Source organism: Kitasatospora sp. NPDC036755, from assembly GCF_040636595.1.
In the GTDB taxonomy this organism is placed as follows: Bacteria; Actinomycetota; Actinomycetes; order Streptomycetales; family Streptomycetaceae; genus Kitasatospora.
The window spans coordinates 1-15,531 of the sequence record NZ_JBEZUT010000205.1 but is presented as its reverse complement, the minus strand read 5'-3'; the positions used below and the strand labels follow the sequence as shown (position 1 = coordinate 15,531).

Annotated in this window: 12 protein-coding genes; 11 read left to right on the top strand and 1 reads right to left on the bottom strand. The window is 73.5% G+C overall.

Annotation, left to right across the window (positions count from 1 at the left end; all coding sequences use genetic code 11):
* Positions 1-286: 286 nt before the first annotated feature.
* Complete coding sequence (locus tag AB0E96_RS26775; protein ID WP_359827996.1) at positions 287-1,729, bottom strand: glyceraldehyde-3-phosphate dehydrogenase; 1,443 nt, start codon at positions 1,727-1,729, stop codon at positions 287-289.
* A 256-nt stretch (positions 1,730-1,985) separates the two neighbouring features.
* Here AB0E96_RS26775 and AB0E96_RS26770 point away from each other — a divergent pair, with 256 nt between their 5' ends.
* From AB0E96_RS26770 to AB0E96_RS26720, 11 genes are all read left to right on the top strand, one after another.
* On the top strand, positions 1,986-4,166 hold the full coding sequence (locus AB0E96_RS26770) for a UvrD-helicase domain-containing protein (protein WP_359827995.1): 2,181 nt from the start codon (positions 1,986-1,988) through the stop codon (positions 4,164-4,166).
* 146 nt (positions 4,167-4,312) lie between these two features.
* Positions 4,313-4,780, top strand: a complete 468-nt coding sequence (locus AB0E96_RS26765) for a GreA/GreB family elongation factor (protein ID WP_359827993.1) — start codon at positions 4,313-4,315, stop codon at positions 4,778-4,780.
* A 248-nt stretch (positions 4,781-5,028) separates the two neighbouring features.
* Complete coding sequence (locus AB0E96_RS26760; RefSeq protein WP_359827991.1) at positions 5,029-6,468, top strand: MFS transporter; 1,440 nt, start codon at positions 5,029-5,031, stop codon at positions 6,466-6,468.
* Positions 6,456-7,337 (top strand): formate dehydrogenase accessory sulfurtransferase FdhD, encoded by an 882-nt coding sequence (gene fdhD, locus AB0E96_RS26755; RefSeq protein WP_359827989.1) that lies wholly within the window; start codon positions 6,456-6,458, stop codon positions 7,335-7,337. The genes AB0E96_RS26760 and fdhD overlap by 13 nt, the downstream gene beginning before the upstream one ends.
* A 3-nt stretch (positions 7,338-7,340) precedes the next feature.
* Positions 7,341-8,339, top strand: coding sequence for a LysR family transcriptional regulator (locus tag AB0E96_RS26750; RefSeq protein ID WP_359827987.1), 999 nt, complete (start codon positions 7,341-7,343; stop codon positions 8,337-8,339).
* Between the two features lie 159 nt (positions 8,340-8,498).
* On the top strand, positions 8,499-10,826 hold the full coding sequence (locus AB0E96_RS26745) for an FdhF/YdeP family oxidoreductase (protein ID WP_359827998.1): 2,328 nt from the start codon (positions 8,499-8,501) through the stop codon (positions 10,824-10,826).
* Positions 10,827-11,267: 441 nt separating this feature from the next.
* Complete coding sequence (locus tag AB0E96_RS26740) at positions 11,268-12,926, top strand: NRAMP family divalent metal transporter (RefSeq protein WP_359827985.1); 1,659 nt, start codon at positions 11,268-11,270, stop codon at positions 12,924-12,926.
* 30 nt (positions 12,927-12,956) lie between these two features.
* Complete coding sequence (locus AB0E96_RS26735) at positions 12,957-13,205, top strand: hypothetical protein (protein WP_359827983.1); 249 nt, start codon at positions 12,957-12,959, stop codon at positions 13,203-13,205.
* Between the two features lie 225 nt (positions 13,206-13,430).
* Positions 13,431-13,820 carry a winged helix-turn-helix domain-containing protein gene (locus AB0E96_RS26730; RefSeq protein WP_359827981.1) on the top strand — a complete coding sequence of 130 codons (390 nt, stop codon included), beginning with the start codon at positions 13,431-13,433 and terminating at the stop codon, positions 13,818-13,820.
* A gap of 54 nt (positions 13,821-13,874) precedes the next feature.
* Positions 13,875-14,366, top strand: coding sequence for a hypothetical protein (locus tag AB0E96_RS26725; protein WP_359827979.1), 492 nt, complete (start codon positions 13,875-13,877; stop codon positions 14,364-14,366).
* Between the two features lie 99 nt (positions 14,367-14,465).
* Positions 14,466-15,531 (top strand): ABC transporter permease subunit (locus tag AB0E96_RS26720; protein WP_359827977.1); only part of this gene is annotated, 1,066 nt, incomplete at its 3' end.

Below are 15,531 nucleotides of genomic sequence, written 5' to 3'. Positions count from 1 at the left end.
GCCGCCGAAGCCGAGGCACCCGCGGACGGGGCCGTGACCGCGGCCGGAGCCGCCGCCCCGCCGGCACTCTTCGACCCGCCGGAGGAACACCCGGCCAGTACGCCCGTCAGCACCCCGGCCGCCGCCACCGCGGCGAACACCCGCCGACCACCCATCCCGTCGCCCTCCCCAGTCCTGTCAGTGACTGCTCAAGATAGCGACCGCCCCGGCACGGGACGCCGACGGGGCGGCGACCAACCGGTCACCGCCCCGCCGCACTGCTTCGTCGTCCTGCCCTACCGGTGGATCAGACCGCCGGAGCCGGGTAGGTCGGGTACTCGACGCCCGAGATGTACTGGACGACCCGGATCACCTGGCACGAGTAGCCGAACTCGTTGTCGTACCACAGGTAGAGGATCGCGTTGTCGCCCTCGACCTTGGTCGCGCCGGCGTCCACGATCGAGGCGTGGCGCGAGCCGATGAAGTCGCTGGACACGGCGTCCGGCGAGTCGGTGAAGTCGATCTGGCGCTTCAGCGGCGAGGTCAGCGAGACGTTCCGCAGGTACTCCAGGACGTCCTCGCGGTTGGTCTCCCGCTTCAGCTGGAGGTTGAGGATCGCGATGGAGACGTCCGGCACCGGGACGCGGATCGAGCTGCCGGTGATCTTCGCCTGGAGGTCCGGCAGGGCCTTGGCGACGGCCGAGGCGGCGCCGGTCTCGGTGATCACCATGTTCAGCGGCGCCGAGCGGCCGCGGCGGTCGGCCTTGTGGTAGTTGTCCAGCAGGTTCTGGTCGTTGGTGAACGAGTGGACGGTCTCCACGTGGCCGCGGACCACGCCGTACTCGTCCTCCATCGCCTTCAGCGGCGGGACGATGGCGTTGGTGGTGCAGGAGGCGCAGGACAGGATCTGCTCGTCCGGCTTGATCGTGTCGTGGTTCACGCCGTGCACGATGTTCGGGACGTCGCCCTTGCCCGGCGCGGTCAGCACGACCTTGGCGATGCCGGGGCGCAGGTGCTTCGACAGGCCCTCGCGGTCGCGCCAGCGGCCGGTGTTGTCGATCAGGATCGCGTCCTTGATCCCGTACTCCGTGTAGTCGACCTTGGTCGGGTCGTCGGAGTAGATCACCGTGATCTCGTTGCCGTTGGCGATGATCTTGTTGTTCGCCTCGTCGACGGTGATCGTGCCCTGGAACTGGCCGTGGATGGAGTCACGGCGCAGCAGCGAGGCGCGCTTGACCAGGTCGTCGCCGCCGCTGTTGCGCACGACGATGGCCTTCAGCCGCAGGCCGTTGCCCGAGGCCTTCTCGACCAGCAGGCGGGCGACCAGCCGGCCGATGCGGCCGAACCCGTACAGCACGACGTCCTGACCGGACCGGCGCTCCAGCTTGTTCTCGCCGGTGGCGCCGACGACGGCCTGGGCGGTGAACTCCGCCACCGACAGACCGCGGTCGTCCGCCTTGTACGTCGCGGCGAGCATGCCGAGGTCGATCTGCGAGGGGCCGAGGTCCAGGGTGGTCAGGGCCTCCAGGAACGGCATCGTCTCGGTGACCGAGAGCTCCTCGCCGGCTATCTGCCGGGCGAAGCGGTGCGTCTTGAGGATGCTGACCACCGACTTGTTCACCAGGGACCGGCTGTGGAGCAGGACGGTGACGTCCCGCTCCCGGTGCAGCCGCCCGATGATCGGGATCATCGACTCCGCGATCTCCTCGCGGTTCTTCCAGTCCGTGAACACGTCGTCGTTGACAGTCACAAGTCCATCTTTCGAGCTGAGGGTGTTGCCCACATGGTAGCTTCGCCCGCTCCCGCCCCGACCGCCGGTCCCTCCCCCACCCGCCCCACCCGAGCCCCCGACCTGCGCTTTCCCCCCGCCCCCACCCCCGAAGGTGATCACCGCCACCCTCGGTCCGGCCGCCCGGCGGGCGGCCCGCCGCGGGTGATCATCGGGCCAAGTACAGTGAAGCGGACTGCCCGGCCGGACGGACGGACAGGGGTGCGAGGGGGCCGGGGTGGCGACGCTGGGCATGCACCGGGACTTCCTGATGGAGTTCGCGGCGCTGGAGAAGCCTGTGCAGCGGCGGGTGTTCGAGACCTTCGAGAAGTTCACCGAGGCCACGCACACCGGCGTACACCTGGAGAAGCTCACCAACCAGCGGGATCCGAGGATCCGGACCATCCGGATCACCGACTTCTGGCGCGGGGTCGTCCTCAAGGCCGACCGGGGTGACGGTTACCTCCTGCTGAAGGTCCTTCCGCACGACAAGGCCAACGACTGGGCGTGCAAGCACCGGGCCTCGGTGAACGCCGCCACCCAGGGCGTCGAGATCCGCAACGACGTCGCGCTGGAACGGGCCTCCCGGTCGCTGAGGGCCCTGGCCGCCGACGAACCCCGCAGGCTCTTCGCCGACCGCTCCGACAAGGTCCTGCGCAGCCTGGGCATCGAGGAGGAGATCCTGCCGATCATCCGGCTGCTCCCCGACGAGGCCCACCTGGAGGCGCTCCACCGGGTGCTGCCGGAGCAGCAGTTCGACGTCCTGGTCGGCCTCGCGAGCGGGATGGAGCCGGCCGAGATCGACCGTGAGATCGTCCGGGCGTACGCCCGGACGGCCGCTCCCACGAGCGTCGAGCAGCCCGCGGACGGCCTGGTCTCGGCCATGGCCCGGGCTCGCGGCCGGGTCGCACTGGTGTCCGGTCCCGACGAGCTGCTGGAGATCCTGGAACGCCCCTTCGACGCCTGGCGGATCTTCCTGCACCCCGCCCAGTACCGGGTCGCCTACCGGGAGTCGTACAACGGGCCGGCCCGGGTGACCGGTGGTCCCGGGACCGGGAAGACGGTGGTGGCCCTGCACCGGGCCTACCACCTGGCCCGCCGGTTGCCCGCGGACGCGCCTGACGGATCGATCCTGCTGACCACCTTCTCCGGGGACCTCGCCACGGAGCTGGAGCGCTGTCTCGCGCTGCTCGTGACGGACCGGCGGATCCGGGCGAAGGTCCGGGTGGTCACCGTCGACGCGCTGGCCGACGAGGTGCTCCGGCGTTCCCGCGCCGGCGCCCCGCCCAAGGTCCTCTTCCAGCAGCGCGCGATCCTCGCCCGCTGGGAGCGGGTCGCCCGCCGGCTCGGCGTCGAGTTCACCGACCTCTTCCTCGACCAGGAGTGGCGGCAGGTCGTCCTGGCGCAGGCGATCGGGAGCCGGGAACAGTACCTGGAGGCGCCGCGGACCGGCCGGGGCAGGGCTCTCGGGGCGCCGGAGCGGGCCCGGCTGTGGTCCGCGGTGGCCGCGTTCGAGGAGGAACTGCGCCGGTCCGGGGAGCTGACGTCCCTCCAGGTCTGCGCGCGGGCCGCCCGGGCGCTGGACGAAGCGGCGGACGGCGACCGCCCGTTCCGGCACGTGGTGATCGACGAGGCGCAGGACCTGCACCCCGTCCAGTGGCGCTTCCTGCGCGCGCTCGTGGCCGCCGGGCCGGACGACCTGTTCCTCGCCGGCGATCCGCACCAGCGGATCTACGGGAACAAGGTCTCGCTGCGCTCGCTCGGCATCCAGGTGGTCGGCCGGTCCTCCCGGCTCCGGATCAACTACCGGACCACGCAGGAGATCCTCAGCTGGTCCGCGTCCCTGCTCACCGGTGAACGCCCGGACGACATGGACGGCGGGGAGGAGTCGCTGGCCGGCTACCACTCGACCCTGCACGGCGCGTACCCCGAAGTGCGCGGGTACCCCGACCAGGACGAGGAGACCCGGGCCCTGGTCGCCCGCGTCGGGGAGTGGGCCGCCTCCGGCGTGAGCCCGGAGGACATCGGAGTCGCCGTACGGACCGCCCGGCTCGGCCGCGACCTCGCCCGGGCCCTGGAGGACAGCGGGACACCGACCCACCTGCTGGGCGACGCGCCGTCCCCCGGTGTCCGGATCGGCACCATGCACCGGATGAAGGGGCTGGAGTTCCGCTGCGTCGCCGTGGTGGGCGTGAGCGACGGCCTGCTGCCCATGCCCAGCGCGATCACCCCGGAGGAGACCGACCCGCTGCAGCACCGCGAGGACCTGGACGGCGAGCTCAGCCTGCTCTTCGTGGCCTGCACGCGCGCCCGGGAAGCCCTCTCCGTCTCCTGGCACGGGGCACCGAGCGGCTTCCTCGACCCGGTCGTTCCGGAGCAGGTGCCCGACCACCGTCAGGACCGCGCCCTGGCCCGGTGACGGTCGCGCCCGGCGGGTTCGCGCCCGGATCGTCCGCACACCCCTCGACCCGCTCCCCGCCGAGGAGTTGCCCGGGTCCGCCGGTGGTGGGGTAATGGGAGGCGGCCGGTGTTCGAGTGTGTGACGAGCAGCCCCGGGAGCTTGGGATGAGCGGTGGGCCGGAACCGATCAGTGCCGAGGGCCTGCGTGCGGTGCGGGAGGAGTTGGCGCAGCTGCGGGCGGAGCGGGGGGAGGTGGCCGCGACGCTGCGCGGGGTGGAGCCGGTGGGGGACCGGGCGGATGCGGCGGACGAGTTGCAGCGGGCGTCGGAGGTGACCCGGCTGGACCGGCGGATCACCGAGTTGGAGACGCGGCTGCGGGAGGCCGAGGTGGCCGGGGAGCCGTCGGTGCGGGTCGTCGGGGTGGGGTCGACGGTGACGCTGCGGTTCGGCGACGGCACGGAGGAGACCGTCGAGATCGCGGAGCTGGCTGAGGAGCGGGACCTCACCCTGGTGACCTTCGACAGCCCGCTCGGGAAGGCCCTGCTCGGGCGGCACCCCGGGGAGAGGGTGCACTACGAGACTCCGGCCGGCGCGGCGAGCGCGGAGGTGCTGTCGGTGGGCGGCACGGCGTAGCCGGAGCGGGGCCGCGGAATTCCGGAGCGGAGACCGGGGGATTCGGGAGTGGGTGTCAGGGAATTTTCGGCGGCGCTTCCGGGGAATTCGTGACGGGGATTCTCGAGGGGTATTCGGGAATTCACCGATAGGCGCCGCCTATCGGTTCACAGGAATGGCTTCTTTGACGCCCCGCGGCGGCGGACCACACACTGGACCTGCGGAGATCCAGGAATGGCCGGAAAGTCGGGAACGGGGCAGAACAGCGCATGGGCGGCACCGAGGACATATCCGTGCGGCACCGTGCCCGGCGCTGGTTCCCGGCGGCCGCCGCCGTGGCCGTCGCCGCCTGGGGTGCCAATCAGTTCACCGCGCTGGCCACCGTGTACCGGGCCCGCACCGACTGGTCGGCGCTGTCGCTGGCCGCGATGTTCTCGGTGTACCTGGTCGGTCTGGTGCCCGGGCTGCTGCTGGGCGGGCCGGCCGCCGACCGTTTCGGGCGGCGGCGGACGGTGCGCGGCGCGCTGGGACTGTCGGCCGCCGCGAGCGTGGTGCTGGCGGTGGCGGACGAGCCGTCGGTGTACGTCGCGCGGCTGGGCACCGGGTTCGCGGCGGGGCTGGTCTTCCTGGCCGGGACGGCCTGGCTGCGGGAGCTCTCCGGGCCCGGGACGCCGCCGGAGACGGCGGCCCGCCGGGCGATGTACGCCACCGGTACGGGCTTCGCGGCGGGGGCGCTGGCCTCCGGGGTGGTCGCCGAGTGGCTGCCCGGCCCGACGGTGCTGCCGGGCCTGGCCCACGCGCTGGGCTGTCTGCTGGTGCTGGGGGCCACCCGCGGGCTCCCGGAGACCGTCCGGAGGAGCGGGGGCACTCCGCCGCACGGCACGCCGCCGCACGGCACGCCGCCGCACGGCACGCCGCCGCAGGGCACTGCGCCGCGCCGCACCGCGGCCGTCCGCCATCCCCGGTTCCGCTACGTGGTGCTGCCCGCCGGCCCGGCCGTGCTCGGCGCCGCCACGGTGGCGTACGTGGTGCTGCCGCCGCTGGTCGCCGACCGGGTGCCCGGCTACGCGCCGCTGTTCAGCGGTCTGGTCGCGGCGCTGACCATGGCCACCGGGGTGGTCGCCCAGCCGTTCGCCGCCCGGCTGGACGACGCGGACAGCGCCCGGGCCACCCTCACCGCGATGGCCACCGTGATCGCCGGGCTGCTGCTCGGCGCCCTCGCCGCCACCCTGGACTCGGTGGGCCTGGTGGTGGCGGCGGCCGTGGTCCTCGGCACCGGGTACGGGCTGACGCTCGGCGCGGGGCTGCACGAGGTGGAGCGGCTGACCGCCCGCTCCCCCGGGCCGACCTCCGCCTCGCTCTACCAGTGCACCACCTCCTGCGGCTTCCTCACCCCGCTGCTGCTCGCCGGCACCGCGGGCCACGCCTCCTATCCGGCGCTGCTGGCGGGCATGGCGGCCGTCGGCCTGCTCTGTCTGGCGGTGACCGCCGCCCACAGCCGCCGCCACCTGCCCGGTCCGCCGGACCCGGCGGGCCTCCCGGGCCTGCCGGGCCTGCCGGGCCTGCCCACCTCTGACGGCCCTGACGACCTTGGCGACCCGGGCGGCTCCGACGGCCCTCCCGACCCGCGCGCCGCCGCCAGGAGGGAGGATGCATCCGTACAGACCGGAGCGACCCCACCGAGGAGCCGACGACCATGGGCCGAGTGACCGTGCCCCGCAGAGTGCTGCGCCTGCGCCGGGGCGAGCCCTCGTACCGCCCCGACACCCTGGCGGCCGAGGAGCCGATGGAGATCCGGGTCGGCGGGCGTGCGCTGACGGTGACCATGCGCACCCCGGGCAGCGACTTCGACCTGGCGGCCGGCTTCCTGGTCAGCGAGGGCGCGGTGCACGCCGCCGAGCAGGTGGCCGGCATCCGCTACTGCGCCGGCGCGACCGCCGACGACGGCAACACCTACAACGTGGTGGACGTGCTGCTCGCCCCCGGCGTGCCGGCCCCGGACGCCTCGCTGGAGCGCAACTTCTACACCACCTCCTCCTGCGGCCTGTGCGGCAAGGCCAGCCTGGACGCGGTGCGCACCACCGCGCCGTGGAGCGTCGCCGGGGACGGGCTGCGCCTCACCCCCGCGCTGCTCTCCGCGCTGCCCGACCGGCTGCGGGCCGCCCAGAAGGTCTTCGACAGCACCGGCGGACTGCACGCGGCCGGGCTGTTCGACTCCGACGGGCGGCTGCTCTGCCTGCGCGAGGACGTGGGCCGGCACAACGCCGTGGACAAGGTGGTCGGCCACGCCCTGCGCGAGGGGCTGCTGCCGGCCCGCGGCACGGTGCTGATGGTCAGCGGCCGGGCCTCCTTCGAGCTGGTGCAGAAGGCGGTGATGGCCGGCATCCCGGTGCTCGCGGCGGTCTCCGCGCCGTCCTCGCTGGCGGTGGAGCTGGCCGAGGAGAGCGGACTGACCCTGGTCGGCTTCCTGCGCGGCGACTCGATGAACGTCTACACCCGTACGGACCGCGTCGACACCACCAGCACCGACACCACCCACGCCGACGGCACCGACGGCACCGGCACCGGGGCCGAGTAGCCGATGCTCTTCCGCCAGCTCGAGTACCTCGTGGCGCTCGCCCGCGAGCGCCACTTCGCCCGCGCCGCCCAGGCCTGCCACGTCTCCCAGCCCGCCCTCTCCGAGGCCCTGCGCAAGCTGGAGGACGAGCTGGCGGTGACACTGGTGCGACGCGGCCGCAGCTACGAGGGCCTGACCCCCGAGGGCGAGCGGATCGTGCTCCGGGCGCAGCGCATCCTGGCCGACCGGGACGCCCTGCGGGACGAGGTGGACGCGCTGCGCACCGGCCTGGCCGGCCGGCTGCGGATCGGTTCGGTGCCGACCGCCTCGGGTGCCGTCCCGCTGCTCACCGGACCGTTCTGCGCCGCGCACCCGCTGGCCTCCGTGGAGCTGTCCACCGATCTGCGGTCCGATGAACTCCTGCGCCAGGTACGGAACTTCGAGATCGACGCGGGCATCACCTACCTGCCCGGGCCGGGCACCGGCAGCACCGGCGGCACATCCGGCACCGGCAGCACCGGCGGCACCGGCGGCACGTCCGGCACCGGCGGCGCCGAGGGCATCGACGGCTTGCGGACGCTCCCGCTCTACGAGGAGCGGTACGTCCTGCTGACCGGCCCGGCCGACGAGCTGGCCCGGCACCCGCGGGCGACCTGGGCGGAGGCCTCCCGGCTGCCGTTGTGCCTGCTGGAACCGGGCATGCAGGGCCGCCGAGTGCTGGACGGGGTGTTCGCGGGCCTGGGGCTGGCGCCGGCGCCGAGCGTCGAGACCGATTCGGTGGCCTCGCTGTTCGCCCACGTCCGCACCGGCCGCTGGGCGAGCATCGTGCCGTACGCCTGGCTGCACGTGTTCGGCGTGCCGCGCGGGATGCGGGCCGTCCCGCTGGCGGAGCCGGTGCACAGCGCGCCGATCGGGCTGGTGACCGCCGCCCGGGAGCCCGGCTCGGTGATGGCCCGCGCGCTGCTGGAGGTCGCCCGGCGCACGGACGTCGCCGCCGTCCTCGACACCCTGCCGGAGGCCTGACCCGCCCGGCAGGAGGAACATCCTGCCCCGGCCGCCGCGGAAGGCTCGACGCGCGGCCCCCGGCCGCCCGACGTAGCCTCGACCCGACGCCGGGTGTCCGACCCCGTGCGCCCTCCCGCGCGACGGAAGGCGAGTGCCGTGACCACCTCCGACGACGAAGTGACGGCCACCCCGCCGGAGGGGCGACAGGGGCCGGGGGCACCGGAGGACGTCGGCCCGTCCCCCGCCGGGGCGCCCCACGTCCGGCCGTACCACCACCCGGCCGCCGGCTGGGGCGCCGCCAAGAGCGTCACCCGCTTCCTGGTCCGCGAGGGCGCCTACCTGGACGGGCCGCGCGCGGTGATGCGGATGAACCACGAGAACGGCGGCTTCGACTGCCCCGGCTGCGCCTGGCCCGACGACACCAAGGGCCTGCACCTGGACATCTGCGAGAACGGCATCAAGCACGTCACCTGGGAGATGACCCGCAAGCGGGTCGGCCGGGAGTTCTTCGCCGCCCACTCGGTGACCGAGCTGTCCGGGTGGAGCGACTTCGCGCTGGAGGACCAGGGCCGGCTCACCGAGCCGATGGTCTACGACCCGGCCACCGACCACTACGTCCCGATCGGCTGGAAGGACGCCTTCGCGCTGGTCGGCCACACCCTGCGCGGGCTGGACGATCCGAACCGGGCCGCGTTCTACACCTCCGGCCGGCTCGGCAACGAGGCGACCTTCCTCTACCAGCTGCTGGCCCGCGAGCTGGGCACCAACAACCTGCCCGACTGCTCCAACATGTGCCACGAGGCGAGCGGCCGGGCCCTGCAGGCGGCGCTCGGCACCGGGAAGGGGACGGTCGACCTCAAGGACTGGGAGGTCACCGACGCGCTGTTCATCCTGGGCGTCAACGCGGCCTCCAACGCGCCCCGGATGCTCACCTCGCTCGCCGAGGCGTACCAGCGCGGCGCGCAGATCGTGCACGTCAACCCGCTGGTCGAGGCGGCGGCGACCCGCACGATCATCCCGCACGACTTCACCGACATGGCGCTGAACCGGGCCACCCGCACCAGCACCCTGAACCTCCAGCCGCGGATCGGCGGGGACATGGCGCTGCTGCGCGGCATGGCGAAGGCGGTCCTGGAGCAGTCCGCGACCGACGAGCGGGCGCTGGACCGGCTGTTCATCGACCGCCACACCGCCGGTTTCGAGGCCTACCGGGACCTCTGCGCGGCCACGCCCTGGGCGGAGATCGAGCGCCAGAGCGGGCTGGACCGGGCGGACGTCCTCAAGGCGGCGCGGGTCTACCGGGAGGCCGACCGCTCGATCTTCAGCTGGTGCCTGGGCGTCACCCAGCACGAGCACGGGGTGGACACCGTCCGGGAGATCGTCAACCTCCTGCTGCTGCGCGGCAACCTGGGCCGTGAGGGGGCCGGGCCCTCGCCGGTGCGCGGGCACAGCAACGTCCAGGGCAACCGCACCTGCGGCATCGACCACCGGCCCGCCCCCGCGTTCCTGGACCGGCTCGCCGAGGTGTGCGGGATCGAGCCGCCGCGGGAGCACGGGCTGGACACCGTCGGCACGATCGAGGCGATGCGGCGCGGCGACATCACGGTGTTCGTCGGCATGGGCGGCAACTTCGCGCTCGCCGCGCCGGACACCCCGTACACCTACCGGGCCCTGGAGTCCTGCGAGTTGACCGTCCAGGTGAGCACCAAGCTGAACCGCAGCCACCTGGTGCACGGGCGGCGGGCGCTGATCCTGCCGTGCCTGGGCCGGACCGAGAAGGACCACCAGCGGGCCGGGGTGCAGTCCACCTCGGTCGAGGACTCGATGAGCATGGTGCACCTGTCGGTCGGCATGAAGCGCCCGGCCTCGCCGCACCTGCTCTCCGAGCCGGCGATCGTCGCCGGGATCGCCCGCGCGGCGCTGCCGGACAGCGCCACCCCGTGGGAGTGGTACATCGAGGACTACGACCGGATCCGCGACACCATGGCCCGGGTACTGGACGGCTTCGAGGACTTCAACCGCCGGGTGCGGCTGCCGCTGGGTTTCCGGATCAAGCAGCCGGCCCGCGAGCTGGTCTTCGACACCCCCTCCGGCCGGGCCGAGTTCTCCACCGCCGCGCTGCCCGACGTCGTCCCCGCGCCCGGCACCCTGGCGCTGGGCACGATGCGCTCGCACGACCAGTGGAACACCACCATCTACTCGGACGACGACCGCTACCGGGGGGTGCGGAACCTGCGCACCCTGGTGTTCATGAACCGGGACGACATGCGCGAGCGCGGCCTGGCCGAGTTCGACCGGGTGGACGTCACCAGCACCGCCCGGGACGGCAGCACCCGCTCGGTGCACGGCTACCTCGCCGTCCCGTACGACATCCCGCGCGGCTGCGCGGCTGGCTACATGCCGGAGCTGAACGTGCTGTGCGCGATCGGCGACTACAGCACCCAGAGCGACCAGCCGATCATGAAGCACCTGAAGGTGACGGTCGAGAAGGCCGACCAAAGGTAAAGGTTTAACCAAGTACGCAAGTATCGCCTCCGAGCGGGACTAAGCTCTGACGAGTTGGGGTGAACCGGCGGTCGCGTTCCGCGGGCCGGTGAACTCCTTGCCGCGTCGATGACACGCACCACGGGGTGCGCCGGCCGGGAGGAGGCGAGAGACATGGATTGCAGTAGTCCGGGCCACAGTTGCCCCTACCCCCGCTTGCCCTCGTACACCTCCGGCATGCGGTAACACCTTTCCCTGCACCACGTCCTGACGGTCCGTCAGCGTTTCCGCGACCGATCCGTCAGCCACGACGACACGTCGTTTCCGCACGCGGCTCCGCCATGCCCGCACACCCTCGTCCGGGCCGCGCCGCCGCGCGCCGATGCGCCGTGCCCGCCCGCAGGGAGCGGTGCCGCCTGCCTCCGACCCGCCCCGCCCCGCCGGGGCCCGGGAGGAAACCCCATGACCACGCACGCCACCCGCACCACCCTCGACCCCACGGTGCCGCAGCCGCGCCCGGCCGTCCTGGACGACGCCCACCTCGGCGACATCAAGGGCGCGCTCGGCACCATCCGGCTCGACGACACCACCCCCCGCCACGGCCTGTCGGCCCGGCTGAAGACCCTGCTCGCGATCGTCGGGCCCGGCCTGATCGTGATGGTCGGCGACAACGACGCCGGCGCCTTCTCCACCTACGGGCAGGCCGGGCAGAACTACGGCACCCAACTGCTGTGGACGCTGCTGATGCTCGTCCCGGTGCTCTACGTCAACCAGGAGATGGTGCTGCGTCTCGGCGCCGTCACCGGGGTCGGGCACGCCCGGCTGATCCTGGAGCGCTTCGGGAAGTTCTGGGGCGCGTTCAGCGTGATCGACCTCTTCCTGCTGAACGCGCTGACCCTGGTCACGGAGTTCATCGGGGTCACCCTCGCGGCCGGGTACCTGGGCCTGCCGAAGGCCGCCTCGGTGGTGCTGGCGGCCGGGATCATCATCGCCTCGGCCTTCACCGGCTCGTTCCGGCGCTTCGAGCGGGTGGCCATCACCCTGTGCATCGGCTCGCTGCTGCTGGTGCCGATCTACTTCATGGTCCACCCGAAGACCTCGCAGATGGCGCACGACTTCGTGGTGCCCGCGATGCCCGGCGGCGCCGGCCAACTGGCCGCCGTGATGCTGGTCATCGTCTCCATCGTCGGCACCACCGTGGCGCCCTGGCAGCTGTTCTTCCAGCAGTCGTACGTCATCGACAAGCGGATCACCCCGCGCTTCATGACGTACGAGAAGGCCGACCTGTGGATCGGCATAGCGATCGTGATCGTCGGCGCCGCCGCCATGATGGGCCTCACGGCCGCCGCCTTCGCGGGCACCGACGGCTTCGGCCAGTTCTCCGACGCGGCCGCCGTCGCCCGGGGCATCGAGGACAAGGCCGGGCGCCTGGCCGGTGTGCTGTTCGCCATCGCGCTGCTGGACGCCTCGATCATCGGCGCCTTCGCGGTGTCGCTGTCCACCGCGTACGCGATCGGCGACGTGTTCGGCATGAAGCACTCGCTGCACCGCGGAGTGAAGGGCGCCAAGGGCTTCTACGGGATCTACGCGGGCCTGGTGGTCGCGGCGGCGGCGATCACCCTGCTCTCCACCGACTACACCCAGGGCCTGATGACCCAGTTCGTCCAGGTGCTGGCCGGGGTGCTGCTGCCCTCCGCGACCGTCTTCCTGCTGCTGCTCTGCAACGACAAGGCCGTCCTCGGCCCCTGGGTGAACGGTCCGAGGACCAACGCCTTCACCTCGGCGGTGGTCGGCGTCCTGGTGATGCTCTCGCTGATCCTCACCGCCGCCGTGGTCTGGCCGGACATCAGCTCCGACGCGATCCTGTGGATCATGGCCGGCTGCGGCGTCGCCGGGGTGCTCGTCGCCGGGTACTCCTTCACCTCCGGGCGCCGCGGCACCAAGGAGGACCCCATCGACCGCACCGGCCGGGAGGACTGGCGGATGCCCCCGCTGGAGACCCTCGACAAGCCGGTGCTGTCCACCGCCCGCAAGGTCGGCATGGGCGCCCTGCGCGCCTACCTGCTGATCGCGATGGCCATGGTCGTCGTCAAGATCGTCCAGACCGCGCTCAGCCACTGAGCCACCGACCCGTCACGGAGGTGACCTGCCATGACCATCGTCGCCGCTTTCCTGCCCACCCACCCGTCCACCGACCGGGGCCGACTGCGCTCCACCCTCGCCACCCTCGGCCGACGCCTGGCGGCGAGTCCCCTGGACAACAGCGTCCTCCGGGCCGCTCCGGCTGCGGCCGCCGGCCCGACGGGCGGCGGCCGGGGCGGGCTGCGGGCCCACTGGCGGACCGTCACCGCCCCGGACGGGGCCACCCGGCTGGAGGCCGTCTGGCACCCCGGGCGCTGAGCCCCGGTACGGACCGGGGGCCGGGGGACCGGGGGCTGGGGGACCGGGGGCTGGGGGACCGGGGGCTGGGGGACCGGGGGCTGGGGGACCGGGGGACCCGCCGTCGATCCCCCGGTCCGCACCGGCCACACCGGCCCCGGCCCCGGCCCGACCACCCGATCACCCGACCACCCGATCACCCGTCCGCACCGACCCGTCCACCACCCCCGAAGGAGCCCGACCGCCATGGCCCTGCGCTACCCCAGGATCGACGCCCTGTTCTCGGACCGCCCCGTGACCGCCCCGGCCCGGCGGCCGACCCCGGTCCCGGCACCCGCGCCCGGCCTGGTGGTGGACACCGCCCAGCGCACCGTCACCGTCGAGGGCCGCCCGGTCACCATGCCGTACCTGGAGTTCGAACTGCTCGCCCACCTGGTCGGCAACCCCCTGCGGGTGCACTCCCGGCGCCAGCTGATGGAGAACGTCTGGGGCCGGCCGGACACCGGGGACTCCCGCACCGTCGCCACCCACATCGCCCGGATCCGGCGCAAGCTCGGCCCCGGGCACCGGGAGGCGATCGCCACCGTCCGCCAGATCGGCTACAAGTACGACCCCCGGCTGGCCCGCACCGCCTGACCCTCCCCCACCCCGCCGAGGAACCACGACACCCGTCGAAGGAGGACCCCCGCGATGACCCGAACCGTCCTGTTCCCCCGGACCGGCAGAGGGGCCGCGCTGTGCGGCGTCCTGCTGCTGATCACCGCCGAGGGCCTCGCCGTCGGCCTCGCGCCCCACCCGCTGCGGCTCTTCCTGTCCGGCGCGCTCGTCGGCGCCTCGGTCGCCGGGCTGCTGCTCGCCCTGCTGCTGGCCGGCAGCCGGCGGCGGGCGGGCACGGCCGCGCTGCTGCGCGGGGCCGGGGCGACCGGCGAGGCCGGGGCGGCGGACGACTCCACCCAGTGGTTCAGCGCCCGCTCGCTGGACGGCTTCCCGATGGAACAGGTCCGCCCACTGCTGCTCTCCCCCGGCGCGCCCGGCCTGAGCCGGCTCTACACCGCCTGGATGTTCGCCACCCAGGGCCAGGACCCGCGATGGATCGCCCGGCACCTGGAACTGCCCGCCCGCACCGCCCGGCTGCTGGTCACCGCGGCCCGCCGGCACACCGGGGCCGCTCCCGCCCGCTGACCGGGGGACGGGCCCCGGGCCGGTACGGCCCGCGGGACGGGTTTGCGTACGGACGTCCCGAGGGAGCAGACTGCCCGGGTTTGCGCCGGAGGTACCGCCATGACCCTGCCGAAGCCCGCCCCGGGCCGGTCCCGGAGCCCGCTGCCGGGCCTCTCCCGGGGCTCGCTGCCGGGCCTGTCCCGGGGCTCACTGCCGGGCCTGTCCCGGGGCTCGCTGTCCGCCCGGACGGCGAACCGCCTCGGCGGGCGGGTGTGGGTGGACCTGGTCGTCGCGGCCGCCGTCCTGGTGCTGCTCTACGCCGTGCTGCGGCTCGGCCAGGGCGGCCCCGTCCGCTTCTCCACCGCCCGGGACGCGGCCGTCGACACCGACCCGGCCCGGCTGCCGTACGACGCGGCGCGCTCCCTGCTGCGGATGTTCGCCGCGCTCGCCGTCTCGATCGTGTTCACCTTCGGCTACGCGTACGCCGCCGCCCGCAGCCGCCGGCTGGAGCGGGTGCTGATCCCGGCGCTGGACATCCTCCAGTCGGTGCCGGTGCTCGCCTTCCTGAGCGTGGCGGTCTCCGGCTTCCTCGCGCTCTTCCCCGGCTCGGGGCTGGGCCTCGAGTGCGCCGCCGTGTTCGCCATCTTCACCTCCCAGGCCTGGAACATGACCTTCGCCTTCTACCAGGCGCTGGTCTCGCTGCCGCGCGAACTCGACGAGCTGTCGCGCTCGTTCGGGTTCAGCCGGTGGACCAGGTTCTGGAAGGTCGAACTGCCCTCCGGCATGATCGGCCTGGTCTGGAACGGCATGCTCGGCTTCGGCGGCGGCTGGTTCTTCCTGGTCGCCTCCGAGGCGATCACCGTGGACGGCCAGCGGTACGCCCTGCCCGGGGTCGGCTCGTACGCGGGCGCGGCCATCGCCGCCGGGGACCTCGGCCGGGTCGGCTGGGCGATCGCGACCATGGTGGTGCTGGTGGTCGGCGTCAACTTCCTGTTCTGGCGCCCGCTCACCGCCTGGGCCGAGCGGTTCAAGAACGAGCAGTCCGAGGCCACCGAGGTGCAGCGCTCGGTCGTGCTGGACCTGCTGCGCCGCTCCCGCCTGCCCGCCGCGCTCGGCGGGGCGCTGCGCCCCGCCGCCCGGGCACTGAACCGGGCCGGGCGGGTGTTCGGCACCGCCGACCGGCCGC

Coding starts and splice junctions, on each gene's coding strand:
- AB0E96_RS26765 (WP_359827993.1), top strand. CDS start 4,313: ATGAGCGGTGGGCCGGAACCGATCAGTGCCGAGGGCCTGCGTGCGGTG.
- AB0E96_RS26760 (WP_359827991.1), top strand. CDS start 5,029: ATGGGCGGCACCGAGGACATATCCGTGCGGCACCGTGCCCGGCGCTGG.
- fdhD (WP_359827989.1), top strand. CDS start 6,456: ATGGGCCGAGTGACCGTGCCCCGCAGAGTGCTGCGCCTGCGCCGGGGC.
- AB0E96_RS26750 (WP_359827987.1), top strand. CDS start 7,341: ATGCTCTTCCGCCAGCTCGAGTACCTCGTGGCGCTCGCCCGCGAGCGC.
- AB0E96_RS26740 (WP_359827985.1), top strand. CDS start 11,268: ATGACCACGCACGCCACCCGCACCACCCTCGACCCCACGGTGCCGCAG.
- AB0E96_RS26735 (WP_359827983.1), top strand. CDS start 12,957: ATGACCATCGTCGCCGCTTTCCTGCCCACCCACCCGTCCACCGACCGG.
- AB0E96_RS26730 (WP_359827981.1), top strand. CDS start 13,431: ATGGCCCTGCGCTACCCCAGGATCGACGCCCTGTTCTCGGACCGCCCC.
- AB0E96_RS26725 (WP_359827979.1), top strand. CDS start 13,875: ATGACCCGAACCGTCCTGTTCCCCCGGACCGGCAGAGGGGCCGCGCTG.